The organism is Nonomuraea candida (assembly GCF_000725485.1).
GTDB classification, from domain to species: Bacteria; Actinomycetota; Actinomycetes; order Streptosporangiales; family Streptosporangiaceae; genus Nonomuraea; species Nonomuraea candida.
Genome location: NZ_JOAG01000052.1, coordinates 68,649 through 94,945 on the forward strand (window position 1 = coordinate 68,649; position 26,297 = coordinate 94,945).

The 26,297-nt window shown below is 73.3% G+C and carries 24 protein-coding genes; 18 read left to right on the forward strand and 6 right to left on the reverse strand.

The genetic code is table 11. The features are described from left to right. Positions 1–72: 72 nt before the first annotated feature. Positions 73–750 carry a TetR/AcrR family transcriptional regulator gene (locus IO39_RS36905; RefSeq protein ID WP_043633927.1) on the reverse strand — a complete coding sequence of 226 codons (678 nt, stop codon included), beginning with the start codon at positions 748–750 and terminating at the stop codon, positions 73–75. Between the two features lie 146 nt (positions 751–896). Between IO39_RS36905 and IO39_RS36910 the strand changes: the two genes are divergently transcribed. Further along, positions 897–1,787, forward strand: a complete 891-nt coding sequence (locus IO39_RS36910) for an MBL fold metallo-hydrolase (protein WP_052423845.1) — start codon at positions 897–899, stop codon at positions 1,785–1,787. A gap of 146 nt (positions 1,788–1,933) precedes the next feature. On the opposite strand, the gene IO39_RS36915 is transcribed toward IO39_RS36910, so the two are convergent. After that, positions 1,934–2,674 carry a CPBP family intramembrane glutamic endopeptidase gene (locus tag IO39_RS36915; RefSeq protein ID WP_043633747.1) on the reverse strand — a complete coding sequence of 247 codons (741 nt, stop codon included), beginning with the start codon at positions 2,672–2,674 and terminating at the stop codon, positions 1,934–1,936. Between the two features lie 384 nt (positions 2,675–3,058). Here IO39_RS36915 and IO39_RS36920 point away from each other — a divergent pair, with 384 nt between their 5' ends. Further along, entirely contained in the window at positions 3,059–3,418 is a 360-nt protein-coding gene (locus IO39_RS36920) for an ArsR/SmtB family transcription factor (RefSeq protein ID WP_043633750.1), read from the forward strand. A 61-nt stretch (positions 3,419–3,479) separates the two neighbouring features. Here the strand turns inward: IO39_RS36920 and IO39_RS36925 are convergent, their stop codons facing one another. Together IO39_RS36925 and IO39_RS36930 are read right to left on the reverse strand one after the other, a co-directional pair. Further along, positions 3,480–5,351: a vWA domain-containing protein gene (locus IO39_RS36925; RefSeq protein ID WP_169789186.1), complete on the reverse strand. Its 1,872-nt coding sequence runs from the start codon at positions 5,349–5,351 to the stop codon at positions 3,480–3,482. Positions 5,352–5,466: 115 nt separating this feature from the next. Next, entirely contained in the window at positions 5,467–5,994 is a 528-nt protein-coding gene (locus IO39_RS36930; protein ID WP_043633761.1) for a carboxymuconolactone decarboxylase family protein, read from the reverse strand. A gap of 63 nt (positions 5,995–6,057) precedes the next feature. Here IO39_RS36930 and IO39_RS36935 point away from each other — a divergent pair, with 63 nt between their 5' ends. After that, positions 6,058–6,735, forward strand: a complete 678-nt coding sequence (locus IO39_RS36935) for a GNAT family N-acetyltransferase (protein ID WP_043633765.1) — start codon at positions 6,058–6,060, stop codon at positions 6,733–6,735. Between the two features lie 34 nt (positions 6,736–6,769). Here IO39_RS36935 and IO39_RS36940 read toward each other — a convergent pair whose 3' ends face one another. Further along, complete coding sequence (locus tag IO39_RS36940; protein WP_043633768.1) at positions 6,770–7,957, reverse strand: PucR family transcriptional regulator; 1,188 nt, start codon at positions 7,955–7,957, stop codon at positions 6,770–6,772. Between the two features lie 523 nt (positions 7,958–8,480). Between IO39_RS36940 and IO39_RS36945 the strand changes: the two genes are divergently transcribed. From IO39_RS36945 to IO39_RS36995, 11 genes are all read left to right on the forward strand, one after another. Continuing rightward, positions 8,481–9,710, forward strand: a complete 1,230-nt coding sequence (locus IO39_RS36945; protein ID WP_052423846.1) for an ATP-grasp domain-containing protein — start codon at positions 8,481–8,483, stop codon at positions 9,708–9,710. Positions 9,711–9,725: 15 nt separating this feature from the next. Beyond that, positions 9,726–11,555, forward strand: coding sequence for an AfsR/SARP family transcriptional regulator (locus IO39_RS36950; protein WP_043633771.1), 1,830 nt, complete (start codon positions 9,726–9,728; stop codon positions 11,553–11,555). Between the two features lie 164 nt (positions 11,556–11,719). Next, positions 11,720–12,667, forward strand: coding sequence for an ABC transporter ATP-binding protein (locus IO39_RS36955; RefSeq protein WP_052423848.1), 948 nt, complete (start codon positions 11,720–11,722; stop codon positions 12,665–12,667). A gap of 1 nt (position 12,668) precedes the next feature. After that, positions 12,669–13,481 (forward strand): ABC transporter permease, encoded by an 813-nt coding sequence (locus IO39_RS36960; protein WP_043633774.1) that lies wholly within the window; start codon positions 12,669–12,671, stop codon positions 13,479–13,481. Positions 13,482–13,618: 137 nt separating this feature from the next. Next, positions 13,619–14,833, forward strand: a complete 1,215-nt coding sequence (locus IO39_RS36965) for a cytochrome P450 family protein (RefSeq protein WP_043633777.1) — start codon at positions 13,619–13,621, stop codon at positions 14,831–14,833. A gap of 109 nt (positions 14,834–14,942) precedes the next feature. Continuing rightward, positions 14,943–15,212 (forward strand): StsA-related sactipeptide RiPP, encoded by a 270-nt coding sequence (locus IO39_RS36970; RefSeq protein WP_043633780.1) that lies wholly within the window; start codon positions 14,943–14,945, stop codon positions 15,210–15,212. A gap of 131 nt (positions 15,213–15,343) precedes the next feature. Then, a complete protein-coding gene (locus IO39_RS36975; protein ID WP_043633783.1) occupies positions 15,344–15,610 on the forward strand; it encodes a StsA-related sactipeptide RiPP in 267 nt (88 codons plus the stop codon). Between the two features lie 133 nt (positions 15,611–15,743). Continuing rightward, on the forward strand, positions 15,744–17,240 hold the full coding sequence (gene stsB, locus IO39_RS36980) for a StsB family radical SAM/SPASM domain sactipeptide maturase (protein ID WP_052423865.1): 1,497 nt from the start codon (positions 15,744–15,746) through the stop codon (positions 17,238–17,240). Positions 17,241–17,266: 26 nt separating this feature from the next. Further along, positions 17,267–17,545, forward strand: a complete 279-nt coding sequence (locus IO39_RS56270; protein WP_043633786.1) for a PqqD family protein — start codon at positions 17,267–17,269, stop codon at positions 17,543–17,545. Then, entirely contained in the window at positions 17,542–18,870 is a 1,329-nt protein-coding gene (locus IO39_RS36990; RefSeq protein ID WP_052423849.1) for an NAD(P)/FAD-dependent oxidoreductase, read from the forward strand. The genes IO39_RS56270 and IO39_RS36990 overlap by 4 nt, the downstream gene beginning before the upstream one ends. Beyond that, positions 18,867–20,711, forward strand: coding sequence for a S9 family peptidase (locus IO39_RS36995; RefSeq protein WP_043633789.1), 1,845 nt, complete (start codon positions 18,867–18,869; stop codon positions 20,709–20,711). Before IO39_RS36990 ends, IO39_RS36995 begins: the two co-directional genes overlap by 4 nt. A gap of 87 nt (positions 20,712–20,798) precedes the next feature. Here the strand turns inward: IO39_RS36995 and IO39_RS37000 are convergent, their stop codons facing one another. After that, positions 20,799–21,020, reverse strand: coding sequence for a response regulator transcription factor (locus IO39_RS37000; protein WP_043633792.1), 222 nt, complete (start codon positions 21,018–21,020; stop codon positions 20,799–20,801). A 295-nt stretch (positions 21,021–21,315) separates the two neighbouring features. On the opposite strand from IO39_RS37000, the gene IO39_RS37005 reads away from it, so the two are divergent. The 4 genes from IO39_RS37005 to IO39_RS37020 are packed head-to-tail and all read left to right on the forward strand — an operon-like array spanning position 21,316 to position 26,255. After that, on the forward strand, positions 21,316–21,528 hold the full coding sequence (locus IO39_RS37005; RefSeq protein ID WP_043633795.1) for an aroma-sacti cluster domain-containing protein: 213 nt from the start codon (positions 21,316–21,318) through the stop codon (positions 21,526–21,528). Then, on the forward strand, positions 21,525–24,620 hold the full coding sequence (locus IO39_RS37010; protein ID WP_043633798.1) for an AAA family ATPase: 3,096 nt from the start codon (positions 21,525–21,527) through the stop codon (positions 24,618–24,620). The genes IO39_RS37005 and IO39_RS37010 overlap by 4 nt, the downstream gene beginning before the upstream one ends. Continuing rightward, positions 24,617–25,639 (forward strand): S8 family serine peptidase, encoded by a 1,023-nt coding sequence (locus IO39_RS37015; RefSeq protein WP_043633801.1) that lies wholly within the window; start codon positions 24,617–24,619, stop codon positions 25,637–25,639. Before IO39_RS37010 ends, IO39_RS37015 begins: the two co-directional genes overlap by 4 nt. After that, on the forward strand, positions 25,626–26,255 hold the full coding sequence (locus IO39_RS37020; protein ID WP_052423852.1) for a GAF domain-containing protein: 630 nt from the start codon (positions 25,626–25,628) through the stop codon (positions 26,253–26,255). The genes IO39_RS37015 and IO39_RS37020 overlap by 14 nt, the downstream gene beginning before the upstream one ends. The last annotated feature ends 42 nt before the right edge of the window (positions 26,256–26,297 follow it).

A 26,297-nucleotide genomic window follows, 5' to 3' on the forward strand; every position in this document is an offset into this window, starting at 1 on the left:
GTCACCGTTCAGCTCACATCAAGAGATTCATGTCCATGAAGCGGGACGCGGAGCCGGGGGCGTCATGGCCGCTCACTCGCCGGCGGGCCGGAGTGTGCGGGCCAGGTCGTCGAGGGCGGCGTCGTTCACCGGCGTCGTCCCGGTGAGGGTGCCGACCAGCGCTTGCGCGAGGACGGTGGCCGGCCCGATCCGCGTGTCCTCGCGCTCGTCGCCGGTGACCTTGCCGATCACGGCGTCACGTACGGATATCGAGATGTCGAGCCCCCCGAACAGTTCGGGGAAGGACAGCGCCATCACGCACACGCCCACGTTGGCGGCGAGGATCGACTGGGCGGCCAGCGTGGGCGTGGCGCGCAGGCGCCCGGCGGCCCGGCAGCGCTCGACGGCCGACAGGAGCAGGGCCTTGGCCTCCTCGATCCCCTGCGGTTTGGCGTCTCCGGCCGGCGTGAACATCAGCCGGTAGAGGTGAGGGTTCCCGAGCGCGAACGCCACGTGGCTGTCCCAGGCGGTACGCAGGTCGGCCACCGGGTCGTCGGTGACCGGGTTGCGGCGCTTGCCGGCGAGGAAGCGCTCGAAGCCGAGGTCGGCCACCGCCGTGAGCAGCCCCTGCTTGTCGCCGAACTGGCGGTAGATCTCCGGCATGCCGACTTTGGCGCGGTCGCAGATGGCCCGGGTCGAGATCGCCAGGGCGTCCTTGGTGGCGAGCAGCTCGGCGGTGGCTTGCAGGATGCGCTCTCGTGCCGTTGACATGACCTTCATGATAACAGCGCTAACACTTCGGCGCTGAACGCTCCCGCCGGAGAGCCCTGCCGAGAGGGTCGCTCGTAATCGTCGCTTACGAGTTGTGTTAGCGTTGAACACACGCACTGTTCGTCGTAAGAGAGCTGGTATTTCCCATGAACCGTTCGATGTTTCTGCGCGCCGCCGCGGCCGCCGTCGCGGCCACCGCCTCCGTGACCCTCGCCGCCACGGGCAGCGCGACAGCGGCGGCGGAGAAGCACTCCGCCGCCGCGTTCACGGTGACCCACCTCGGCGGGCCGAGCACGATCCTGGAGATCGCCGGCGCGCGCATCCTGCTCGACCCGACCTTCGACGAGCCCAAGGCGTACCCGAGCGGGCTGGAGAAGACCCAGGGCCCCGCGTTGGACGTGAACGAGATCGGCAGGATCGACGCCGTGCTGCTCTCCCACGACCAGCACGACGACAACCTGGACGACACGGGCCGCGAACTGCTCAAGCGCGTGCCCGCCGTGTTCTCCACGCCGGGTGCGGAGAAGCGGCTCGGCGGCCACGTGACGGGCATGAAGAGCTGGACCTCCCAGAAGCTGAAGACCTCCCGCGGCGCCATCAAGGTCACCGCGGTGCCCGCCCTGCACGGCCCCGACGGGGTGGACCGCGGCGAGGACGGCGAGGTCACCGGCTTCGTGCTCAGCGGCAAGGGCGTGCCCACCACCTACATCTCCGGCGACAACGCCTCGGTGAAGGTCGCCAAGGCGGTCGGTGACCGCATCAGGAAGCAGTTCGGACGCATCGACACGGCCGTCCTGTTCGCCGGCGCCGCCCGTACGCCCGCGATTCTCGACAACGCCCCGCTGACCCTCACCTCCAAGAGGGCGGCCCTGGTGGCGCAGTACCTCAACCCCCGCAAGGTGGTCGCGGTGCACACCGACAGCTGGAACATCTACTCCGAGGACATGAAGTCCCTGGTCAAGGCGTTCCGCGAGCGGGGCGTCGCCGGGAAGCTGGTCGATCTGAGGCCGGCCGGCGAGAAGAAGAACCTGTCGTAGCGCGCGGCCCGCGCAACCCACCCCATCGGTCAGGAAGAACCCCAGGAGCGTCGGGGCCGGTGGCGAGCTGATCACCGCCGGGTTCAGGGCGATGCCGGCCCCGGCGCCTTCCGGGCCCGGCGGTGAATCGCGACGCGGCCGGCGGCTCAGACCAGGGCGCCGGCCAGCAGGAAGATCGCGGTTCCGTGGGCGAGGGCGGCCGCGGCGACACCGGAGCGCAGCCGCAGGAAGGCGCAGATCAGCCCCTCGTACAGGGTGAAGGCCAGGAGCGGCCACCCGACGTCGGTCACGGTCGAGGCCAGGAAGGCGTGGCAGGCGGCGAACAGCAGGGCCGACGACAATGCCGCGCGCACGGCTCCGGCGTGCTGTTCCAGCCGTCCTTGCAGGAACCCGCGGAAGAGCACTTCCTCGGCGAGGTTGCCCGCCAGGCTGAACAGCAGCAGCACCGGCAGCAGCGTGACGGCGACCGCGCCGCCCCTGGCCGGCAGCGGTGTCGGCAGGGACAGCAGCAGCGCCGGAGCGGCGGCCAGCACGCCGCCGCCGATGCCGCAGGCGAGGGTGACCGGGGTGAGGCGGCCCCAGCGCACCAGCGAACGAAGGCCGGTGTCCAGCTTCAGCACGGCGGCGGTCAGCACCACCGTGCCCAGCGCGAACAGCAGCAGGATGCCGGCCTGGTCGGTGAAGCGCAGCCACGGTACGCCCCCCGCCGCGCCCAGTCGCCAGAATCCGAGCGGCGTCATCGCGTCCCTGATCAGGATGAAGCCGAAGACGAGGGTCAGGATGCGCAGCAGCGGGTCCCGTTCGGCACGCGACAGCGCGAAGCATGCGCCGATGAGCAGCAGGCCGGGCAGGACCCGGACGCCGTAGGCCAGGAGGTCGGGCGGCACGAAGACGTCTCCGTTTCTTCTGAGGAAGGGGGAGGCGGGGAAGGACGGGGTGAGCAGCGCGCGGCTCGGCGGCGGGCGCGGCGGCGGGCGCGGCGGCGTGGGCCGAAACCACGTGGAGAAGTCCTTCCCGGGCGGTGGACGACCCGGCCGGGCACCCGCGGGGAGGACTCGGCCAGGCATGACTGCGTGGCCGAAGGTCTCGTCCACCGGCCGGTGACCGGTCCCCGCCGCCGGAGAACGCGAGGTTCTCAGCGTGTCGACGTGCGGGCGTCGCGGACTACTCCCCTTCGGAGTGCCCCCAATCTTCCATACGTTTCGTAAATCGCGCAAGTGTCGAAACGTGGGGTGCGTGGCAGGCCGCCGGCGCGAGACAATGAAGGAACGATGTCGACCTCTCCCGCTCCGGGGTCACCCGGAGCCGAGCACCCACCGCCGGCCCCGGCGCAGCTGAGGGCGGCGGCCGAGACGTTCGCCCTGCTGGCCAGCCCGGTACGGCTGCACCTCATGTGGCTGATCACCCATGCCTCCTACGACGTCAGCACGCTGGCCACGCACGCGGGCATCGGCATCGCCACGGTCTCCCAGCACCTGGCCAAGCTCCGCCTGGCCGGCCTGATCACCGCACGCCGCGACGGCCGCCGGACGCTGTACGCGGTGGAGGACCCGCATGTGATCACGCTGATCGGCCAGATCTTCGACCACATCGCCCCCGACGGGAGCCTGGCGCCCGATCCTCCCCGGTAGTCGCGCCCTGAGCTCTGAGAACGCCATCGTGATCGGCAGGCCCGGGAGCGAAAGCCGCCGGTCAGACGCGCCTGCGCCGTACCAGCCAGATCGCGAACGCCGTGACGACGGCCAGCGCCGCCGTGGAGAGCGCGAGGAGCAGCGGAAGCACCCCCGACGAGGCGCCGGCCGGGGACGGCGAAGGAGAGGAGGCCGCCGGGGACGGCGGGGGAGAGGAGGAGGTGGGGGACGGGGTGACGATCCGCGCCTGCGGGGTGAGCGAGAGGCCCTGCTGGCGGTCCGGCGGCCCGTACCCCATGGTGTCGCTGTAGGTGGGGACGCCGGTGGGCTCGCCCTGCACGTCCACGGTCAGCGTGATCGGGACCTCGACGTACGAGCTGCCCTGGTCGGTGAACAGCCGTACCCACAGGTTGTAGTAGCCGGGCAGGGTCGTGTCGCGGATGTAGCCCTGGGCCGACTCGCGGTTGCGGTAGGCCACGGGCACGGTGGTGCCGGTGAACGCCTGCGGCTGGTCGCCCAGGGGCACCCGCCAGGCGTTGTCCTGGATGCCGCCGAGCACGCGCGGGTTCTCCGGGCTGAGGATGGAGCTGGACAGCATGAGCTGCGCGCCACCCAGCGCCGCCCGGTCGGCTTCGGACAGGGCCGGCGTCTCGATCCGGTACGACAGGCGCTGCCCGTAGTTGAGCGGCACCCGGAAGTAGATCTCCTCGCCCGGGATCACGGTGTCGGTGTAGCGCCCGTCGGCGAGCACGGGGCCGTCGCCGTAGGAGCCGCTGCCCGCCACGCGTGCCGGCTCGGCCGTCTCCACCTGCGGTTCGATGGTCTCCACGCCCGTGGCGGGGGCGGGGAGCGCGGCGACGTCCACCGCGGGCGGCTCGACCACCAGGCTGAGCTCCAGCGGCGCGGTGGACTGGCGGGCCGTGTCGGCCTTGTTGGTCACCTCGATCGTGAAGCGGCCCGCCGCCTCGCACGGGCCCGTTCCTTCGGTGATCTGGACGTCGCCGACCACGAACGCGCTGCCGCCGCTGGGCAGGTTGGTCTCGAGGTCGCGCCGGTTGCAGGGGGCGTCCCCGGTCGCGGGCAGCACGCCGAGGCTCGCGCCGATGACCGTCGGGGCTCCCGGCGGGGTGGTCGCGCCGATCCGCAGCCCGATGTACGCGGTGGCGCCCGCGGGCAGGTCGAAGGCGTAATGGCGTTTGACCTCCTGGCCGGGCGGCATCTCGTCGAGGTAGTCGCCCGGCTTGAGCACGGGGGCGGCGCCCCGGTCGGCGGTGCCGGTGACCGGGATGCCGACCGGCGTCTGGCCGCGCAGCGCGCGCTGGGACAGGCGGCGGATGCGGCTGGACAGCTCGTCGCTGTTCTGGGCGTCGGCGTAGCGGCCGCCGCCGGCCTTGGCGATGCGGACCAGCTGGTCGCGGGTGGCGCTCTCGACACGGAAGCCGACGACGTCCACGCGTACGCCGATGCCCTGCCCGGCCAGCCTGCGCGCGGTGGCGACCGGGTCGCCGCCGCAGGTCTCCTCTCCGTCGGAGACGAGCAGGATCGTCTTCTGGCCGTCGGCGGTGAAGTCCTCGGCCGCCTGCTCCAGCGCGTACGCGATGGGGGTGTCGCCCTTGGGCCGCAGCCCGGAGACCTGGCGTTTGAACGCGTCCCGGTCCAGCGGGGAGGGCCGCAGGTGCAGCTTGGTGTCCTTGCAGCCGCCCCCGTAGGAGCGCAGGCCGAGCTGCGCGCCTTCGGGCGCGGCGTCGACCATGCCGCCGATGGCCCTGCGGGCGGCGGCGATCCGCGTGGAGCCGGAGCCGTCCTTCTCCGCCATGGAGCCGGACACGTCGAGCAGCACCATGAGCTGTCCGGACGGTTCGAGGGCCGGCGCCGGGGAGGGGAACGCCAGAGGGGCCAGGGCGATCAGGATGACCAGCAGTATCCGCGGCATGCCGGGCATTATTGATCATCCCGCTTGCAATCACCTGGAAAACAGGTAAACCGTCCTGCACCACTGGACCGGTCGGCCGGGGGATCGGTGACCCGCGCAATCCGGCGCCGGCCTGCTACGTGGTCTGTTCGGCCGGTTCCAGGCCCGCCAGGAGGTTGAAGGCGCCGGTCAGGAGGTTGAGGGTGACCAGGCCCACGATCTCGGCGATGACGCGATCGCTCCAGCCGTGCGCGCGCAGGTCCGCGACGTCCGCGTCGCTGATCGAGGCGGGTTCGGCCAGGACGCGCACGGCCACGGCGATGAGCGCCGCCTCCCTGGCGTCCGTGGAGGTGCCCTGCCGCGCCAGCGCGATGTCGGTCTCGCCGAGCCCGGCCGCGCGGCCCGCCTCCGTGTGCGCCTGCAGGCAGGAGCCGCAGCCGATCCACTCCTGTACGGCGAGCGAGATCTTCTCGCTGAGCGCCCGGGACAGCTTGACGCGCTTCATGGCGCGCGACAGATCCAGGTAGCCCTGCAGCAGCGCGGGGGAGTGGGCCATGGTGGCGACCATGTCGCCAACGCTGCCCCGCCTGCTGATGATGTCGCTCAGCAGCTCTTCGGACTTCCCGGGCGCCTCTGCGGGCGCGAGCGCGGCCAGACGTCGCATGTGTCCTCCTCGGTGATCTTTCCTGATACTATACCCCCCTAAGGTATGAGAACGGGGAAGACAATGGCGAGACGGCTTGTGCGGCATCTGGCCGAGTGGCTCGGCGGCTGGCCCGCCGGCACCGGCTTGCACATCATCGGCGCACCCGCGCGCAACCGGCCCGGGTGGGACGGGAAGATCCACCCGGTTCTCGGGGTGAGCGGCCCGGCCGGGGGCGTGCTGTCGGTTCCGCCGGAGCACGCCGCGGCCATCGCCGGGCAGTACGACAGGGCCGGAGGTCTCGCGGCGCTCGGGCCGCGGGTTCCCGCTCTCGTGGGCCTCGCCGAGCGCGCATGGTTCACCGCCGTCTACCGGTGGACGACCCGCCCCGCGCCCCTTCCCGACGCCGGCGTGTGGATCCCGGCCGGCGATCCGGAGGTTCCCGGCTGGCTGCGGCCTTTCGGCGGGGACGTTCTGGTCGCCCTGGACCCCGTCACCGGGGAGCAGCTGGCGGGCGTGGGGGTCAAACGCCACGACTCCCACGGCCACGAACTCGCCGTGGTGACCGCCCCGCAGGCCCGCGGCCGCGGCCTGGCCCGCAGGCTCGTGGCCCAGGCGGCCCGGCGGGTGCTGGACGAAGGCGCGGTCCCCACGTACATGCACGCTCCCGCGAACCGGGCCTCGGCGGCGGTCGCCGCGGCGGCCGGCTTCGAGGACCGCGGCTGGCTGGCCTTCGGCGTGACCGAGGCGCAGGCCGGCTAGGCGACCGGGATCGGAGGCCGGGGCTCGAAGGGTGTCAGTGCCGGTCGTGCCAGGCTTCGGCCAGGATGCGGGTGACGGCGGTGCTCAGCACGCGTACGCCGCGGGTCGAGCCGGGCTCGATCCCGACCAGCTCGCGAACCCGCCGGAGCCGGTAGTCGAGCGTGCGGGGATGCACGCGCAGCGCCATCGCGGTGTGCATCCGGTTCATGTCGTTGCGGTAGTAGGCGTCGAGCGTGGCCACCAGGTCGGGGCCGCTCGCCAGCCGCCGGGTCAGCTCGCGCAGCCACTCGTCGACCTGCGGCATCTGGGCCGCCCCCAGCTCCGCGAACACGTCGGCCACGCCGTACACCTGGCGGGGGATCTTCTCCACGGGCGCCGCCCGGCAGACCCTGCGGGCCAGCGCGATCGGGTCCGCCAGGGCGAGCGCCCGGCCGGGGGCCGCGCCGACCGAGCACGGCCCGGTCAGCTCGGCGAAGTCGTGGATCAGCGACAGCGCCTGGCACCGCGCCGCCGCCTGACCGTCGACCGGGCCGGCGCCGTCGCACGGCACCAGCGCCACGAACTCGTCCGGCTTGTGCCAGGTCAGCGGCATGCGGTGGCGGTCGAGCAGGGTCTTGACGACCTCGTCGCGCCGCTGGTCGTCGAGCCGGCCGCCGGGGACCCGGGCGATCGTCACCAGGTAGTGGTCCGGCACCGGCAGGTCGAGGTCGCGGGCCAGTTGCGGCGCCGCGGGGTCGTCGGAGAGGAGCATGCCGGCGAGCATCCGGATCCTGGCCGCGACGGGCAGGAAGCGCTCCTGGCCTTTGAGGTATCCGTGCGTGTAGGCGTCCTGCGCGGTGAGGCCGTGGTGGGCGACCCAGCCGAGCATGCACATCACGTCGCCCAGGTCTTTGGGGCCCGCCGCCTCGTGGATCTCGCGCAGCGTGAGGTTGGCGTGCAGGAGCAGGACCTGCCGCTGGGACGCCAGCGAGACGCCCACCTCGCCCCGCGACATCCCGACCGAGGACATGTACGCCCGGTCCTCGTCGGTGAACGGCTGCTCCTCCTCGGCCAGGTCGATGGTGCGGCGCCGGAGCATCACCGCGAAATCCAGCATCGCGGCCGAGCCCCGGGTCTCGGCGGCCAGGCTGCGGTAGTCGGCGAGCTCGTGGGTGTACACCTCGACCGCCCGCCGGGCATTGGCGTCCAGGCGGTTGCGTAAGGTCCGGAACAGGTGGCCCATCTCGGCTCCTCTTCACCGCCGGCCATCAGTTTGACCGTGATGGTCAATGGATTTACTTGACCGGCGTCGATTGCGCAAGATGACAAAGCCCGGGGGAAGTGACAACTTCGATTTCCTGTTCAGCGCGGGAACCCGCCCATGGTGGCGCACCCGGACGGTGTGCGCGTCTTGTCATTTGTGACAACGCACGTGGCGGCGGTCCGGGCGGGATCATCACGGCTCACGACGACATGCGGTGTCCCCGCTGAGACTCTGTCCGCATGAGACGACCACCCGGCGCCGCCACCGCCCGCAACGGCATGGCCCACAGCCAGAACTGAGGTCTCGTCCGGTCCCTTGACGCCTCAAGGGGCGGGCCGTCGTTCCTGGGGAGGATGAGTGAGATCACCGTGGTGCTTTCGCTGCGCGAACCGCCGACGAGACACGCCGCCGCCCCGCCCGGCCGGCGCCCGATCATGGTGAGACCTTGTTAGGCCGGGGCGGAGGCTCTCCCGGTTCAGCACCCGGCGGGCCTCCGGTCACCGTGGACCTGCGGTCGTCGTCGCCCCGCGCCGTCCGGTGGCCGCCGGGCGAGGAGCCCGTGCCGGGCGCGCCGCACGTCGTGCTCGCCGACCGCGCGGCCCGTGGCGAGTTCGCCGCCCTGCAGGCCGCCCTGCACCGGCTCGGGGTGCCGACCGTACGGCTCGACGCCGCGCACGCGGCGGCACCGCCGGCGGGACCGTCCGCGGCGCCGTCGGCGGCACCAACGGCGGCACCAACGGCGGGACCGGACGACGGGCCCCCGGGCCCGCTCGACCTCACGCTCTTCCTCGACGGCGGGCTCGTCACCATCGACGGCCGCCGCTTCCGGCCGAGCGTCGTGTGGGCCCGCGGACCGATGCCCCGGGCGATCCCGGCAACGCCCGGAACCGCCGGTCCGCCGTTCCATGCCGGCTCCGGGGCTGCCGGTCCGCCGTTCCGCGCCGGCTCCGGGTCCGCCGGTCCGCCGTTCCGCGCCGGCTCCGGGGCTGCCGGCCCGCTGTTCCGTGCCGACTCCTGGTCCGCCCTGGTCGACCAGCTCGCCGCGATCGCCCCCGTCCGCCTTCCGGGCCGTGGCGCCGGCCGCCTGGCGCAGCTGGCCGGCGCGGCCGCGGCCGGGGTGCGCACGCCGCGCACGATCGTCACGACCGACCCCGGGACGGCCGCCGCCGACCTGCCGGAGGGCAGGCTCGTGGTGAAGGTGCTGGACGAGCACTTCGTCGAGATCGCGCCGGGACGCATGGTGGGCCTGTTCCCGGAGATCACCGACCGCGAGACCCTCCTGCGCCGCCCGCCCCCGGGCTTCCCGGTGATCGTCCAGGAGCACGTCGAGCACGACCTCGAACTGCGCGTCTACTACCTGGCCGGCGACCTCCACGCCTTCGCCGTGACCAAGCCGTCGCCGGACGCGCCCTGGCGGGACCCGGCCGCCGTGTCCGTCCGCGCGACGCCGGTTCCGCCGCGGGCGGCCGAGGTGGTGCGGCGGCTCGCGCGGGACTGGGAGCTGGCCTTCGGCGCCTTCGATCTGCTGCTGGCCGCCGGAGACGTCGTCTTCCTGGAGGTCAACGCGGACGGCGACTGGCGCTGGTTCGAGGCCAGGGCCGGCACCCGGGCGGTCACGAACGCCGCCGCGTCCATGGTCAGGACGCTGCACCTGAACGTGCTGCGGGAGTCCGCGCCGCCGCCGGTCGGCGGCGTGCTGGATTTCCTCCTGCTCGGCACCGAAGCACTGTGACGTCGAGGAAGGCGCATGAGCATCGCTGCATCGTCTCGCCTGTACTGCTCGATACTCGGCCCGCTCCAGGTCCGGGTGGACCGGCACGACGCCGTCATCGGCGCTCCCAAGCAACGGCTCCTGCTCGCGCTGCTGCTGTGCCGGGTGAACGCGGTCGTGCCGGCGGCCGACCTGATCGACGCGTTGTGGGGGGAGACGCCGCCCCGTACGGCCCGCAAGAACCTGCAGGTCTACGTCTCCGCGTTACGCAAGATCGCGGGCGACCGGATCGACTTCCACGGCTGGGGATACCGGTTCCGCGCCGGCCCCGGCGAGCTCGACCTGCTGCGGTTCAGGGAGCTGGCCAGGACCGGGCGCAGCGCGATCCACCGCGGGAATCTCGCGGCGGCCGCCGAGCTGCTCGGCGAGGCGGTCGGCATGTGGCGGGACCAGCCGCTGACCGAGTTCGCGCACGTGCCCCAGGTGGTCCGGGAGGTGGACCGGTTCACCGACCTGTTCCTGTCGGTCTACGAGGACTGGGCCGAGCTGGAGATCGAGCTCGGCCACCACGTCGAGGCCCTGACCAGCCTGGACGTCCTGCCCGCGCGATTTCCCACCCGGGAGCGGATCGCCGCGGCGCGGATGACCGCACTGGCCCGGTGCGGGCGCGCGTCCGAGGCGCTGGCGTACTTCGAGGAGCTGCGCCGGCACCTGGCGACGGAGCTGGGCATCGATCCCAGCCCGGTGCTCAAGCACCTCTACCAGGACATCCTCACCGGTACGGTGGCCCGTGCCGCGCCGCCGGTCGCCGGGCTGGGGGGCGGGGGCGAGGGCGGGCAGGGGAGCGTGCGGATCGCGGCCCTGGCCAACCAGCTTCCCCGGGACATCGGCGACTTCGTCGGCCGGACGGCGGAGATCCACCGCATCATGAACGAACCGGCCCCGGTCATCCTGATCACCGGCGAGCCGGGCATCGGCAAGACCGCCCTGGCCGTGCACGTCGCGCACACCCTGGCTCCCGCCTACCCCGACGGCGCCCTGGTGGTCCCGCTGCGGCGCAGGGGCGGCGGGCCGCACGCCGTCCGCGACGTCCAGCACGAGATCCTGGAGGCCGTGGGGGTGAGCACCGCCGGGGTGCACGACGAGGAGGTGCTGGCGTCGGTGTGGCGGTCGTGGCTGGCCAAGCGCCGGGTCCTGCTCGTCCTCGACGACGCCCCCGACGAGTCGAGCGTGCGCATGCTGCTGCCCGGCTGCGGGGACAGCCGGGTGCTGGCCACCAGCAGGAGCAGGCTGAGCGGGCTGGAGTCGGTGGCGCGGATCGGGCTGGGGGAGCTGTCGGACGCCGAGGGCGCCGAGTTCCTGGCCCGGCAGCTCGGCCGCGAGCGGGCGCTGGCCGACCGGCCCGCGCTCACCGCGCTGTTCGACACCTACGGTCGCTCCCCGCTGCTGTTACGCCTGCTCGGCGGCCGGTTCGCGCGGCTGCCGCACGTGCCGCTGGGTTTGCTGGTCGAGCGGCTGGCACGGGCCAAGAGCGTGCTGGACGAGTTCGCCGCCGGCGACGTGTCGCTGCGGGAGCGGTTCGAGGAGTTCTACAACAGCACGTCATGGCCGCACCGGCGGGCGTTCGTCGCGCTGGGCGGGCTGGACGGGCCGCCGTTCAGCCACGAGGAGCTGGTGGCGGCGCTGGACGGGCCGGAGGCGCCCGCCGAGCGCGTCATCGAGTCGCTGCTGGAGGCGAACGTGCTGGCGGTGCCCGATCGCGAGCTCGGCGGGGCGGCGCAGGTCACCGCGCACTCGCTGATGTACACGATGTCACCCCTCGCCCACCTGTTCGCCGCCGAGCTGCGCCGCGCCCTCGACGCCTGACCCTCGACGCCTGACCCTCTCCGCCCCTGCCGAATTCGTCATTCTCTTTCGGCGTTCATCTGAAACGCCGTCATACGCCCACATTCGTGGGGTTGTCCCGCCCGCGTGTCCCGCGCTGATACTCGACAGGAAACTCGACCCCCAGGAACGGAGAGGTGGCGGGTATGGCCGTGTCGGGCGACGTGGTGACGGCCGAGGCGCTGACCAAACGATATCGACGCAGCGAGACCCCGGCCGTGGACGACGTGTCGTTCGAGATCGCGCGGGGTGAGACGATCGGGCTGCTGGGACCGAACGGGGCCGGGAAGACGACCCTGATCAAGATGATCTGCGGGGTGACCGCCCCGTCCTCCGGCCGGGTCCGGGTGTTCGACGCCGACCCCGTACGCCAGCCGGTGGCCGCCAAGAGCGACATCGGCGCGATGCACCAGATCGCCCCGTTCGACGAGATGCTGCCGGCGCTGGACAACCTGCGCATCTCGGCGAGGTTCCGCGGCGTGCGGTGGCGGGACGTGCGGCCGTGGGCGCTGGAGCTGGCCGAGTTCCTCGGCGTGGCCAAGGCGCTGCCGCAGCTGTGCTTCCAGCTGTCCGGCGGGCAGCGGCAGCGGCTGCAGCTGGTCCGCGCCCTGATCACGCTGCCCAGGCTGCTGATCCTGGACGAGCCGTCGGCCGGCCTGGACGTGGCCGGGCGGCACCAGATCGAACGGTTCGTGACCTGGCTGCGCGAGGAGCACGGGGTGACCGTGCTGTGGACCAGCCACCACATCGACGAGCTGGAACGCAACAGCCAGCGGGTGATGGTGATCAACCGCGGCCGGGTGCTGCGCTTCGCCAAGCCGCGCGAGCTGGTGGAGGAGTTCGGCTCGGTGCACCTGCGGGTGACCGTGGCCGACGCCGAGGCGGGCGGGGCCGTGGCGGCGTGGGCGGAGAACGCCGGGCTGAGCGCCGCGGCCGGGGACGGCGAGGTCCGCATCGAGGGCGCCCGCGCCAAGGAGATGCTGCCCGAGCTGACCCGGTACTGCCAGGACCACGACATCACGATCAGCGGTGTGTCGACCGCCCTGGACTCGCTGGAGACGGTGTTCCTCCGGATGACCGGGAACGAGGGCTGACATGGCCGCCAAGCTGACCTTCCGGACCGCTCCGCCCACCGTGGCCCCGCGGGCCGCCGACCTGTTCGCGGTGATCTACCGCGAGTACGCGCTGCTGGCCCGCAACCGCATCAACCTCATCCTCAGCCTGGCCCCGATGCTGGTCTACCTGCTGCTGGTGAACACCTCGCTGAGCAACCTGGTCGGGAACATCTCCTACCGGGGCGCCGAGCTGCCCTTCGCGGTCTTCCTGCTGCCGATGGTGCTGGCGATGTCGATCGTCAGCGCCTCCGGCACCTCCGGGATGGCGCTGTTCCAGGAGGAGCTGAGCGGGGTGGCGACCCAGCTGTGGTCGTACCCGATGCGCCGCTCCCGGTTCCTGCTCGGCAAGCTGCTGGCCGGGGTTTCGCTGGTGCTGGGGCAGAGCCTGCTGGCGCTGGGCGTCGCGGTGCTGATCTTCGACCTGCCGTTCGGGCTGGAGGGGTGGGCCGGGCTGCTGGTCGCGCTGACGCTGGCCGCCATCGCGTTCAACGGGCTGTACCTGGCCGCGGCCATCACGATCACCGACTTCCAGACCTTCATGGTGGGGTCGAACGTGTCGATCCTGGTGCTGGTGTTCAGCGCGCCGTCGATGTACACGGTCGACCAGATGCCGACGGTGCTGCAGTGGATCTCGGCGGTCAATCCGCTGACGTACGCGATCAACGGGATGCGCGACGCGGCGCTGTTCGGGTTCGCCGACGCGTGGGCGAACCTGCTGGTGCTGGCGCTGATCGCGGCGGTCACGTACGGCGTGGCCGGGCGGGCCCTGCTGAACCGGGCGCGGAACCTCTGACCGGGCGGGGACATGCTGACCGAGAGATTTCCCGACGGACCCAAGGTACGGATCCGCGGCGTGGAGAGCCTGGGGCAGGCCGCGGCCCGGTTCTTCGCCCTGGACGCGGGCCGCCGGCGGGCCCCGGGCGGGCCACGGTGACGACCGCGCCGCCGCGGCGGTTCGACCCGGCCGCGCCCGAGCACGCCGCCGATCCGCACCCGATGCTGCGCCTGATGCGGGAGCAGGCGCCGGTGTACCGGCACGCCGACCCGGCGACCGGCCGGGTGTTCTGGTACCTGACCAGGGACGCCGACGTGCGCCACGCCCTGGCCGAGCCGGCCCTGGGCAGGCAGCTCGACCGGCTGCCGCGCGAGCTGGCCGCGCGGCACCGCGCCTGGGACCGCGACCCGCTGCCGATGGTCCGCAGGAACGTCTTCAACCTGGACCCGCCCGACCACACCCGGCTGCGCCGGCTGCTGGCGCCGACGTTCGGCGCACGCGCGGTGGCGGCCCTGGCACCGCGCATCCGGCGCGCCGCCGGCGACCTGGTCGAACGCATGCCCGGCCAGGGGGAGATCGACCTGATCCGGTCGCTGGCGCTGCCGCTCCCCATCCTGATCATGGCCGAGCTGCTCGCGATCCCGCCCGCGGACCTGCCCCGGCTGCGCCGCTGGAGCGACGGCATCCTGCGCAGCCGGGACATGTCGCTCGCCCGGCATCACGGCATGGAGTACATCGCCTACCTGCAGCGCACCCTCACCGAGCGCCGCGCCGCCCCTGGTGACGACCTGATGTCGCGGCTCGCCGCGGCCGAGCGCGACGGCGAGATCAGCCGGGCCGAGCTGCTCTCCAGCGTGTTCCAGCTGCTGCTGGCCGGCGACGAGACGACGGCCAACCTGATCGGCAACGGGCTGCTCGAACTGCTGCGCCACCCCGGCGAGGCGGCGAAGCTGCGGGCCCGGCCGGAGCTGATCGACCCGGCGGTGGAGGAGATGCTGCGCTTCAACGGGCCGGTGGGGCACTCCCGGCCGCTGTACGCGCTGGCCGACGTGGACATCGGCGGCACCACGATCCCGTGCGGCGACACCGTGATGCCGATGCTGCTGGCGGCCAACCGCGATCCGGCGGCGTTCGAGCGGCCGGACGTCTTCGACGTGGCCCGCGCGCCGAACCGGCACCTGGGCTTCGGCCACGGCATCCACTTCTGCCCCGGCGCGGCGCTGGCCCGGCTGCAGGTGCGGGCCGCGGTCGGCGCGCTGGTCCGCCGCTTCCCCGGCATGACCCTGGCGGCCGGCCCGTCCGGCCTGGACTGGACACCGGACCTGTTCGTCCGCGGCGTGCGCCGGCTGCCCGTGCGCCCGCACCGGTGACGCGCGTGGCGAGAACGCGCGGCCCACATTTATGGGGTTGCCCGCCCGACATATCACCGGGTCATACTCGAAACGAAAAGCGTTCCCCCGAAAAGAGAGGTGGAAAGGCATGGCTTTCGACGCGAAGGAAGCGCTGCGCTCGGCCGGAATTCTGACCGGCTCCGAGGCGCCCGAATTAGCGCAGGCGTTCGGCACCCTGTCCCGCGAGGAAGTGGACATGCTGGTGTCGCTGAAGGGCCGGATCTCCGCCGCGCTGCCGGAGGTGCTGGCGCACTCCGTCGGCGGCTGGACCTCACCCGAGGCGACGCAGCAGAACTTCGAGCCGGGCATGCTGTGCGCGTGCGGCCTCTGGTCCGGTTCGGGACAGAACTCCTCCTAGCCGAACGGGCGCGACGCCCCCATTCGTGTGCCATTCATCCGGCCCACATTTGTGGGGTTGCCCGCCCCGGACCGCGCCGGGTCATAATCAAAACCGAAACTCCTTCTCCCCGGAAAGGAAAGGTGGAAAGCATGACCTTCGACGCGAAGGAAGCGCTGCGCGCGGCCGGAATTCTGACCGGCTCCGAGTCGCCGGAATTGGCGCAGGCGCTCAACATCCTGTCCCGCGAGGAAGTGGACATGCTGGTGTCGCTGAAGGGCCGGATTCCCGCCGCGCTGCCGGAGGTGCTGGCGCACTCTCTCGGCGGCTGGACCTCACCCGAGGCGACGCAGCAGAACTTCCAGCCGGGCATGCTGTGCGCGTGCGGCCTCTGGTCCGGGTCGGGAAAGAGCGAATAACCGCCGGGCGCGGCCGGCTGCGGCCGCTCATCCCGCAGAGCCCGCAGGCGCGGCCGGACGGCCCGATCCGCGGCGTGCCGCGGGCGGGCACCATGGCCGCGCCTGCGGGCCGAGGCAAGAGAAGGGAGTGGACATGCCCGGGAAGCTGACCGGAAGCCGCGCGTTGTTCGAGGTGCCGGACGGGCTGACCTATTTCGCGCGCGACGGGGAATATCTGGTCGTCAACCCGCACGCCGGCGGCCGATGCGTGCTCGATCCGCGGGAGTTCGGCGTGCTGCGGGCGCTGGCCCGGCCCGCCGCGGACGGTGCTCCCGCGCCCCTCGAACCCACCCAGGAGACCGAGCGCACCCTGGCCAAACTCATCCTGAGCTGGGTCGTCTACTACAACGGCAACCACCCGAAGATCAAGCTCGTCGAGCCGCCGCTGCAGACGGTCTACTACGCCATCACCGACGGCTGCAATCTGCGCTGCCCCTACTGCTACGCCTCCTCGGAGAAATGCCTGCCGGGCGAGCTCGACACCGCCGAGTCCCTGGAGCTGATCTCGCGGGTCGCCGATCTCGGCGCCGGGCTCATCGTGTTCACCGGCGGCGAGCCGATGCTGCGCAAGGACCTGTTCCAGATCGTGGCGCACGCGAACGACAAGGGCCTGAGATCCAACATCATCACCAACGCCACGATGATCAGGACGCCGGCGCAGGCGGCCCGGTTCGCCGAGTTGTTCGGCAACGTCACGGTCAGCATGGACGGCGGCACCGCCGAGACGCACGACCGCACCCGCGGCGCCGGGGCGTTCGACAAGACCTACCGGGCGCTGCGACTGCTCAACGACGCCGGCGTGACGCCGAGCATCAACCACATCGTCACCTCGGAGAACGTGGAGCACCTGGAGGAGTTCGCGACCTTCATGGAAGGGCTGCGGGTGCACTCCATCCGGCTGATGTACCACAACAACCTGGGCCGCGGGGTGAGCGACGAATACGACTTCGGGTGGGCCGACCACCTGCGCATCCAGCAGCTCGTGTGGACCGTGCCGGTCGCCTCGAAACTGCGCCCCCTCGGCCCCAAGGCGATCTCGCCCTGCTCGATCAAGGGCAACTGCGGCATGGGCGGCACCGAGATCTACATCAACTCCTTGGGCGACGTGTATCCGTGCAAGCTGGTCACCGGCCGCGAGCATTTCGCGGGGAACGTCAGGCGGCAGTCGCTGGAGGAGATCTTCGCCACGCCGGTGCTGCGCGGCATGCGGACGAGCACCGTCTTCGGCGGCGACTACCACGCCGACTGCGAACGCTGCTACATCAAGGCCACCTGCGGCGGCGGCTGCCGCGCCGCGCACATGGCCGAGTCCGGGGACGTCCGCAGGAACAGCCGCCACCTGTGCCGCATCCTGCGGCACGGCGTCGTCACCCAGATGTGGCAGGAGGCCGGTGTCGACCCGCTGGAGATCGCCGCGCACGACGCCGAGATGACCACGCCGCGCCTGGTGGCCACCGACGAGGTGCACGCGGTGTACGACGACTGGAAGACCTTCGTCCCCGTCACGCATCCCAAGCCCGGGACCAGGCCGCCCGGCGTCGCGGCCAGGGGCGCGCGGGTCGGCGAACTGCTCCCGATAACCCCCGTCTGACACTTCGGAATCACAGGAGGTGGCGCGTGTCGCTCCGGATCAGTGACGCGGTGGTGTGGCAGGAGACCGGCGAGGGCATCTCGCTCTACCACACCGAGACCGGGGACTTCCGCACCCTGAACGAGACAGGCTCCAAGATCTGGCTGCTCGTGGCCAACGGCGGCGAGGCCAAGCCGGTCGCCTCGGCCCTGTCCCGCGAGTTCGCCGGCACCAACGCGGCCCTGATCAAGCGCATCGTGGTGGACGTCCACGCGTTCATCGGCACGATGCTGGAGCAGGGCCTGTTCGAGGAGAGCCCGGCGTGACGGCCGCGGTCGTCCTCGGCGGGGGGTTCGCGGGCGTGCTGGCCGCCGCGGTGCTGGCCCGGCACGCGGACGAGGTGGTGGTCGTGGAGGGCGACCGCTACCCGTCCGGCCCGTCCCCCCGGCGGGGGCTGCCGCAGGCGCACCACAGCCACGTGCTGGTCACCGGCGGGGCGCGGGCGCTGGAGGAGCTGCTGCCCGGCACCCTGCCGACCCTGTACGCCCGGGGCGCGCACCGCCGCGGCCTGACCGGCGACGCGCTGATCCTCAGCGCCGAGGGCTGGTTCGGGCGGCACGACACCGGCGCGTACCTGGTGTCGTGCACCCGCGCGCTGCTGGACCAGGTGATCCGCGGCCGGGCCCTGGCCGGCGGCAGGGTCACCGTGTGGCAGCGGACCCGGGCGCTGGGCCTCACCGGCGACGCCGCCCGGGTCACCGGCGTGACGATCAGCCGCGCGGGCGGCCCGCCGGAGACCGTCGAGGCCGATCTCGTCGTGGACGCCACCGGACGCCGGTCGCAGGCCCCGGCCTGGCTGGCCGGGCTCGGCGTGCCGGAGGTCCCGGAGGCGGTGGTCGCCTCGGGGCTGGCGTACGCGACCCGGATCTACCGGGCCCCCGCCGGGCTCGCCGCCGGCATGCCGGCGATCATGATCCATCCGGGGGCGACGGACGGCCGGCCGGGCCGGGGGGCCACGCTGTTCCCCATCGAGGACGAGCGCTGGGTCGTCACCCTGACCGGCACCCGGGGCGGCGAACCGCCGGCCAGGGAGCCGGGCTTCGCCGCGTTCGCGCGCGGCCTGCGCAGCCCGATCGTGGCCGTGCTGACGGCCGCGGCCACCCCGCTCGGCGGCATCCGGCCGTACCGGGACACCGCCAACAGGCGGCGCTTCTTCGAGCGCACGCCCCTGCCCGAGGGCTTCCTCGCGATCGGTGACGCCGTCGTCGCGGTGAACCCGGTGTACTCGCACGGCATGTCGATCGCCGCCCTCGGCGCGCTCCGCCTGGACCGGGAGCTGACGCGGCACGGCGGCGTGAAACCCGCCCGCACCCCCGAGCTCCAGTCCGCCCTGGCCGAGGTGGCGGACCCGTCGTGGCGGATGGCGGTCGCCCAGGACGGCAGGTACGCCCCCGAGGACGCCCCGCCGGGGGAGCCGGCCGCTGTCCCGCGCCGGGCGCGGTCCCTGCTGAGCCGGGCCGCGCTGACCAGCCCCGCGCTCGCCACCCGGCTGTTCCACGCCCAGACCTTGATCACCCCCGCCGCGATCACCCCCGCCGCGATCACCCCCGCCGCGATCACCTCCGCCGCCGGACAGGACCCAACGCCATGACTCGCCGCGCCGTCCCGCTGATCCCGCGCGCCCTGCTGTTCGGCAACCCGGTCTACCTGGCCCCCGGGCTGTCCCCGGACGGCACCAGGCTGCGCTTCCTCGCCCCGGACGAGGGCGTGCTGAACGTCTGGGCCGGCCCGGCGGACGCGCCGGACGAGGCCAAGCCGGTGACCCGGGACCGCGGAAGGGGCATCCGGTCGGCCGGGTTCTGCCACGACGACCGCACGCTGTACTACCTGCGGGACCGGGACGGCGACGAGAGCTGGCGGCTCTACCTGGTCGACCTGGAGACGGGGGCCGAGCGCTGCGTCACGCCGTTCGAGGGCGTGCAGACCCGGGTGCTGGCGCACAACAGCCGGCACCCCGGCACGATGCTGATCGGCCTGAACAGGGAGCGGCCCGAGCTGCACGACGTGTACCGCCTCGACCTGGCCACCGGCGACCTCACCAGGATCGCCGCCAACCCGGGCTACCTGAGCTGGGAGATCGACACCGACCTGCGGGTCCGCGGCGGCACCGCGATGAACCCGGACGGGAGCCTCACCGTCCACCTGACCCCGCCCGGCGCGGACGAGCCCGTGCCGTGGCTGGAGGTGCCGCGCGAGGACGCCATGGGCACCCGGATCGCGGGCTACGCCCGCGACGGCCGGACGATCTACCTGCTGTCGTCGATCGGCGCGAACGCCACCCGCCTGTACTCCGTGGACGCGGGCACCGGCCGGCGGGTCCTCCTCGCCGAGGACCCCGTCTACGACGTGAAGTCCCTGGAGGTGGACCCGGTCCACCGGCTTCCCCAGGCGGTGCTGTTCGGCCGCGACCGCGACGAGCGGATGTTCCTCGACGCCGCCTACGAGCGCGCCGTCACCCGGCTCGGCGCGCGGCTCGCCGAGCTCGGCGTGCACGGGGAGCTCGACATCGACCGCTCCGAGCGCGGCGACCGGCGGTGGGTCGTGGCGGTGGTGGCCTGCGACGGGCCGGTCCGCTACTACGTCTACGACCGGCACGACGACCGCCTGCGGTTCCTCTTCTCCCACCAGCCGGAGCTGGAGCGCTACCGGCTCGCCGAGATGGAGCCGTTCGTGTTCGCCGCCCGCGACGGCGTCGAGGTGCACGGATACGTCACCTGGCCGCCCGGCGTCGAACGCCGCGACCTGCCGGCCGTGGTGAACGTGCACGGCGGGCCGTGGTGGCGCAACTCCTGGTGCTTCGACGAGGAGGCGCAGTTCCTGGCCAACCGCGGGTATGCCTGCGTCCAGGTGAACTTCCGCGGCTCGGTGGGCTACGGCAAGGAGTTCCACAACCTGGGCGCCAAGCAGTGGGGCGCGGGGATGCACACCGACCTGCTGGACGCGGTCGCGTTCCTGGCCGGCCGCGGCGCGGTGGACCCCGCCCGGGTGGCCATCATGGGCTGCTCGTACGGCGGCTACGCGGCCCTGGCCGGCGCGGCCTTCACCCCCCGCGCGTTCGCCTGCGCCATCGACCTGTGCGGGCCGTCGAACCTGCTGACGCTGCTGGCGGGCGGGGCGTCGTACCGGCGGGCGGTGGACTCCTTCATGCACGCTCACGTGGGCGATCCGGAGACCGAGCGCGACCTGCTGTGGGAGCGCTCGCCGCTGTCCCGGGCCGGCGACATCACGATCCCGCTGCTGATCGTGCAGGGGGCCAACGACGTGCGGGTGCCCCGCCAGGAGGCCGAGCAGATCGTCGCGGCGCTGCGCGCGAAAGGGGTGCCGCACGAGTACCTGCTGTTCGAGAACGAGGGCCACGGCCTGCTCCGGCCGGAGAACCGGGAGACGTACTACGCCGCCGTCGAGCGCTTCCTCGCCGAGCATCTGGCCTAGCACGAGCCAGGACGGCGCCCGGGACCGGCGCTCAGGACGGCGCGCTCAGGACGGCGCGCTCAGGACGGCGCGCTCAGGACGGCGCGCTCAGGACGGCGCCGCCGCGGGCGGCCAGACGCCCACGTGCAGCAGCTCGTGGGCGTAGCAGTAGGCCACCAGCTGGCTGCGGTTGCTGCACGCGAAGCGGTCCAGCAGCTTGCCGATCCGCTCGGCCACGGTGTATCTGCTCAGGCACATCTCCCGCGCGATCCTCGTCGTCGTGTACCCGGTGGCGAGCATGACGACCAGCTGCCTGTCGCGATCGTTCATCAGGTCATCGGAAACGAGAGTCATGAGAAGTCCCCGGACGGATCGCGGGCGCCCCGGATGAAAGCGCCTCCATCCCGAACGCTAAGAGAGCCCGCTCAAATATCGGTATGGCCCGGCCATGCGCCCGGTAGTCCGCCGCCGGCGCGGGCCTGTCTCCGGTGAGGCGCCGGGGAAGGCCGGTTCAGGCGCAGTATGGCGATGGCATGGCGCCACCATACCGGCGCAAAACCCCCCAGACCTAGCCTGATGAGAGGGGGTCGAAGGCCCCGCCGGGCGATGCGATCGGGAGGTAGCCATGGACAGCGACGAGGTGCGGGCGCGGCCGGAGCCGTTCGACGCGCTGGCCACGCTGCGCGCCGCCGGCCACCCCGTCGACGCGCTGAACGAGCGGCAGAGGCAGGTGTTCGCCGAGCTCGGCCGGCCGGAGGTGGAACTGCTCAACTCGATCAAGACCCGGCTGGACGCGGCGGCCGGCGAAGTCGAGGGACAGGACCTCAAACTCGTATGAGCGCCAGGGCCGCACGCCCGGCCCGCCGGCGGGTGGTCGTCGTCTTCGTCGACCTGGTCGGCTCGACCGAGCTCGCCGAGCGGCTCGACCCCGAGCTGCTGCGCAACGTCCTGGAGCGCTACCACCGGGCCTGCACCGAGGTCATCGCCGAGCACGGCGGCGTGGTCGAGAAGTACATCGGCGACGCGATCATGGCCGCGTTCGGCATCCCGATCAGCAGTGAGGACGACGCGCTGCGGGCGGTGCGGGCGGCGCACGCCGTCCTCGGCCGGGTACGCCGGCTCAGCGAGGAGCTCGCCCCCACCCACGGCATCCGCCTCGACGTGCACTGCGGCATCGCGGCCGGGGAGGCGATGGTGATCGACACGCCGGGCACGGACCTGCGGGTCATCGGCGACACCGTCAACACCGCCGCCCGGCTGCAGTCCGCGGCCGGCCCCGGCGACATCCTCGTCGGGGACGAGGTGGCCCGGATGGTCCGCGGGCACGCGCGGATGGAGGCCATGCCGCCGCTGCGGCTGAAGGGCAAGCGCGAGCCGGTGCGGGCCTGGCGGCTGCTGTCCCCCGAGGCCCCGGACGCGGCCCGCGCCGACGACCAGGCGCCGCTGATCGGCCGGGACGACGAGGCGCGGCAGCTCCAGCAGGCGTACCAGCGGGCGGTCCGGGACCGCCGGTGCTGCGTGGTCACGCTGCTCGGGCTGCCCGGCATCGGCAAGTCCCGGCTGGTGCGCGACTTCACCGGCAGGCTGCCGGCGGAGACGACAGTGCTGGCCGGGCGGTGCCCGTCGTACGGCGCGGGCATCACCTACCGCCCCATCGCCGAGATGCTCGAATCCCTCAACGGCGACTGGCCCCGCCTCGCGCCCGCGCTGGAGCCGCCGAGCGCACGGGCGCTGCGCGGCCTGACCACGGCCGACGCCGGCGCGGCCGGGGTGGAGGAGATCGCGCGGGCGGTGCGGGGACTGTTCGAGGAGCTGGCGCGGCACCGGCCGCTGGTGGTGATCTGGGAGGACCTGCACTGGGCCGAGCCCACCCTGCTCGACCTGATCGAGGATCTGGCGGCCTGGCTGCTGGACGTGCCGGTGCTGCTGGTCTGCGTGGCCCGGCCCGAGCTGCTCGACCTGCGGCCCACCTGGGGCGGCGGCATGGCCTGCGCGTACGCGCTGGAGCTGGGCCCGCTCGACCCCGACCAGATGCGCACCCTGGTCGCCTGCCTCGCGCACGCGGCAGGATCGCCGGACCGGGCGGGCGGCGCGGAGGTGGTCGCGCACGGGGCCGAGCCGCTGCTCGAACGGGTGGCGGAGGGGGCCGACGGCAATCCGCTGTTCGCCGAGCTGATGCTGGAGACGCTGGCCGAGGAGGGGGCGGACGCGCCGCTGCCGCCCACCGTCCAGGCGCTGATCGCGGCCCGGCTGGACCGGCTCGGAGACGGGGAGCGCGACGTGCTCGAACGGGCCGCGACCATCGGGCAGGTCTTCACCCGGGACGCTCTCACGATCCTGCTTCCGGACGCGCCGGGCCCCGATGACGCGGGCGCCTGCGAGCTGGACGAGCTGCTGTGGAGGTTGCTGCGGCAGCGCGTGATCCGCCGCGCGGGGCTGCCCGGCTCGTACCAGTTCACCCAGACCTTGACCCGGGACACCGTGTACGCGATGACCCGCAAGGAGCTCAGGGCCGCCTGGCACCTGGCCCTCGCCGACCGGCTCTCCCAGCGGGCCCGCCACCCACCGGCCGCCGCGCCGGACCCGTCCTTCGACGAGCCGTCCCAGGGGGACCTCGCCCATCATCTGGAGACGGCGTGCCTGCTCAAGCGCGAGGTCCAGCCGGACGACCCGCTGCTGCCCGCGCTCACCGCGCGGGCCGCCCGCGCCCTCATCGGCGAGGGCACCCACGCCCTGCACCGCAAGGACCTGCCCGCCGCCCTCGCCCTGCTGGAGCGGGGGCGCGAGCTGCTGCCGCCGGGCGATCCGGAGCACCGGCGGCTCGCGGTGCGGATCTGCGACGCGGGGCTGGCCCGCGGCGACGGCGAACGGGCCCGCGCGGCCGTGGAGGCCGCCGCGCGGGTGCTGCCCGGCGACCGGCGTACCGGGCTGACCTGCGCGATCCTGCGCGAGACGCTGAACACGCGGTTCGGCCTCGCCCCGCCCGCGCTGGACCCGCTGCGGGAGCAGCTCGCCGCCGAGCCGGCCGACGACCTGAGCTGGTGCCGCTTCCACGAGCTGGAAGCGCTGGCCCGCCTGGGCGAGGGCCGCTTCGGCGCCGCCGAGGCGGCGCTGCGCGCCGGCCTGGACCGCGCCCGCGCCCTGGGCGACCGCTACGAGGAGAACCGGCTGCTCAGCGGGGTGTGCGAGCTGGCCCAGTGGTCGCCCACGCCGATCGGCGACGGTCTGGTGCTGTGCGCCGAGCTGGCGGCCAGGTTCGCCGGCGACCGCGCCCTGCTCGTGCCGGTGCTGATCACCCAGGCCCGGCTGCTGGCCCTGGCGGGCGAGACGTCCGACGCCCGCGCCGTCCTCGCCACCGCGGCCCGGCACGCCGCCGACCTGCACCTCGACCTCGCGGCCGGCGCGGTCACCCAGGTGAGCGGCCTGGTGGAGTCGCTCGACGGCCGCCCTCCCGCCGCGGTGGCGCTGTTCCGGCGGGCCGCCGGGGCGCTCCGCGCGGCCGGGCAGCCGGCTCCCGCGGCGACCCTGGACGTCTACGCGGCGCGGGAGCTGGTGCGGCAGGGACGGCACGGGGAGGCCGCGCGGGCGCTGGATCGGGTGGTCGCCGCCGGCGTCCGGCTGCAGGCGCGCGGCGAGCTGATCCTGCTGGCGCTGCGCGCGCGCCTGGCCTCGCTCGAAGGCGACCACGGCCGCGCGGTCACGCTGGCGGCGAGGGCCGCGGAGCGGCTGGACCGCACCGACGACCCGTGCCTGCGCGCCGACGTGCTGGCCGAGCTCGCCGAGGCTTACCGTACGGCGAACCAGCCCGCCCTGGCGGCCGACGCCGCCGGCCGCGCCCTGCGGTGCTACGCGGCCAAGGGCGCCGCCTGGCCCCGCGGCCGCCTCGGCCCCGCCCCCCGGCACGCCGACCGTGAGGAGACCGACCGGTGACCGGAGCCCCGGGAACGACACCGCCGCCGTGGCGCAGAGAGCGGCCCGCGTCCTTCCCCGGCATGCCCGCCTGGAGCCTGGCCACCTCCCGCCGGAGCCTGGAGGAGTTCCAGGTGAGCCGCCAGGAGGAGGTCGACCCGGAGTGGGCGTGGGGCGGGGCGGACGGGTCGGGGGTACGGGTCTGCGTGGTCGACACCGGAGTCGACGGCACGCACCCCCTGATCGGCGGCCTGGCCGGATCCCTGGTGGTCACTCAGGACGGCGCCCCCACGGGCGAGGTGAACGCCGGCGCGCAGGCGGGCGGCGCGGCGACGACCGGTGGCGCCGCGAACGCCGGCGGAGCGACGGCCGGTGGCGCCGTGAACGTCGGCCTGCTCCCGGGCGGCGAGCGGGAGCGCGAGCCGGCGGTCATCGACTGCGAGCCGACCGACCCGGCCGGCCACGGCACGGCCTGCGCGAGCGTCATCCGCTCGATCGCCCCCGCCGCCGAGCTCACCTCGGTCCGGGTGCTGACCGACGGCCGGTCCGGCAGCGGGGCGGGCCTGCTCGCGGGCCTGCGCTGGGCCGTGGACGAGGGCTTCGACGTGATCAACCTGAGCCTGTCCACCACCCGCCGGGAGTTCCAGGGGCCGCTGCAGGAGCTGGCCGACCGCGCGTACTTCCGGCGCAGCCTGCTGGTGGCCGCGGCGCACAACATGCCGCTGCTCAGCTACCCGTGGACGTTCTCCTCGGTCATCTCGGTGGCCAGCCACGACGAGCCGGACCCGATGACGTACTACTACAACCCCGCGCCGCCGGCCGAGTTCTACGCCCGCGGCGTGCGGGTCCCGGTCGCCTGGCCGGGCGGCAGGCGGATCCGCAGCACGGGCAACAGCTTCGCCGCGCCGCACATCACCGGCATCTGCGCCCTCATCCTGAGCAAACACCCGTGGATGACCCCCTTCCAGCTCAAGTCGGTGCTCTATCTGGCCGCGAACAACGTCACCGCAGCCCCCGGAGGCATCAATGGCCGTACGTGACCCGCTCCTGCCCGGCGACGTCGAGATCACCGAGCGCCGGCTGATCATGTCGATCGTGGAGGTGACCCGGCACGTCTTCGACGCCGCCGCCGCGTCGATCTTCCTGATGGACGGCGACACCGGCGAGCTGATCTTCACTGCCGTGTCGGGCAAGGGCGAGGGACACCTGCCGGGGACGCGCTTCCCGAAGGGCACGGGGATCGCGGGCTGGGTGGCGGCCAGCGGCCAGCCGATGATCGCGGACGACGTGGCGGAGGTCGCGCAGTTCGCCCGGTACGCGGCCGAGTCCACCGGTTACGTCCCCCGCAGCATCATGGCGGCGCCGCTGATCCGCTACGAGGAGTGCATCGGCGTGCTGGAGGTGCTGGACCGCTCCGACGCCCTGCGCGGCGAGCTCACCGACGTGGACCTGCTGTCCATGCTCGCCACGCAGGCCGCCTGCGGCCTGGAGCTGCTGCTGCGGTTACGCCGCACGCACGCCGCCGCGGCGGAGTCCCGCGCCGACGACATGCGCACGCTGCTGGAGCGCATCGCGGCCCGCGTGCTGTCGGGGAACGCCCCGGCCAACCCCGCCGCGCTCAAACTGCTCATCGCCGCCGACGAACTCCTCGCCTGACGACGCAGAACGGGGCGAAGGCTCCGCTGCCGATCACCGCCG

What these genes read in the sequence shown, in the direction of transcription:
- IO39_RS36905 (WP_043633927.1), bottom strand. Translation starts at nt 750, where the DNA reads ATGTCAACGGCACGAGAGCGCATCCTGCAAGCCACCGCCGAGCTGCTC.
- IO39_RS36910 (WP_052423845.1), top strand. Translation starts at nt 897, where the DNA reads ATGAACCGTTCGATGTTTCTGCGCGCCGCCGCGGCCGCCGTCGCGGCC.
- IO39_RS36920 (WP_043633750.1), top strand. Translation starts at nt 3,059, where the DNA reads ATGTCGACCTCTCCCGCTCCGGGGTCACCCGGAGCCGAGCACCCACCG.
- IO39_RS36925 (WP_169789186.1), bottom strand. Translation starts at nt 5,351, where the DNA reads ATGCCGCGGATACTGCTGGTCATCCTGATCGCCCTGGCCCCTCTGGCG.
- IO39_RS36930 (WP_043633761.1), bottom strand. Translation starts at nt 5,994, where the DNA reads ATGCGACGTCTGGCCGCGCTCGCGCCCGCAGAGGCGCCCGGGAAGTCC.
- IO39_RS36935 (WP_043633765.1), top strand. Translation starts at nt 6,058, where the DNA reads ATGGCGAGACGGCTTGTGCGGCATCTGGCCGAGTGGCTCGGCGGCTGG.
- IO39_RS36940 (WP_043633768.1), bottom strand. Translation starts at nt 7,957, where the DNA reads ATGGGCCACCTGTTCCGGACCTTACGCAACCGCCTGGACGCCAATGCC.
- IO39_RS36950 (WP_043633771.1), top strand. Translation starts at nt 9,726, where the DNA reads ATGAGCATCGCTGCATCGTCTCGCCTGTACTGCTCGATACTCGGCCCG.
- IO39_RS36955 (WP_052423848.1), top strand. Translation starts at nt 11,720, where the DNA reads ATGGCCGTGTCGGGCGACGTGGTGACGGCCGAGGCGCTGACCAAACGA.
- IO39_RS36960 (WP_043633774.1), top strand. Translation starts at nt 12,669, where the DNA reads ATGGCCGCCAAGCTGACCTTCCGGACCGCTCCGCCCACCGTGGCCCCG.
- IO39_RS36970 (WP_043633780.1), top strand. Translation starts at nt 14,943, where the DNA reads ATGGCTTTCGACGCGAAGGAAGCGCTGCGCTCGGCCGGAATTCTGACC.
- IO39_RS36975 (WP_043633783.1), top strand. Translation starts at nt 15,344, where the DNA reads ATGACCTTCGACGCGAAGGAAGCGCTGCGCGCGGCCGGAATTCTGACC.
- stsB (WP_052423865.1), top strand. Translation starts at nt 15,744, where the DNA reads ATGCCCGGGAAGCTGACCGGAAGCCGCGCGTTGTTCGAGGTGCCGGAC.
- IO39_RS36995 (WP_043633789.1), top strand. Translation starts at nt 18,867, where the DNA reads ATGACTCGCCGCGCCGTCCCGCTGATCCCGCGCGCCCTGCTGTTCGGC.
- IO39_RS37000 (WP_043633792.1), bottom strand. Translation starts at nt 21,020, where the DNA reads ATGAACGATCGCGACAGGCAGCTGGTCGTCATGCTCGCCACCGGGTAC.
- IO39_RS37005 (WP_043633795.1), top strand. Translation starts at nt 21,316, where the DNA reads ATGGACAGCGACGAGGTGCGGGCGCGGCCGGAGCCGTTCGACGCGCTG.
- IO39_RS37010 (WP_043633798.1), top strand. Translation starts at nt 21,525, where the DNA reads ATGAGCGCCAGGGCCGCACGCCCGGCCCGCCGGCGGGTGGTCGTCGTC.
- IO39_RS37020 (WP_052423852.1), top strand. Translation starts at nt 25,626, where the DNA reads ATGGCCGTACGTGACCCGCTCCTGCCCGGCGACGTCGAGATCACCGAG.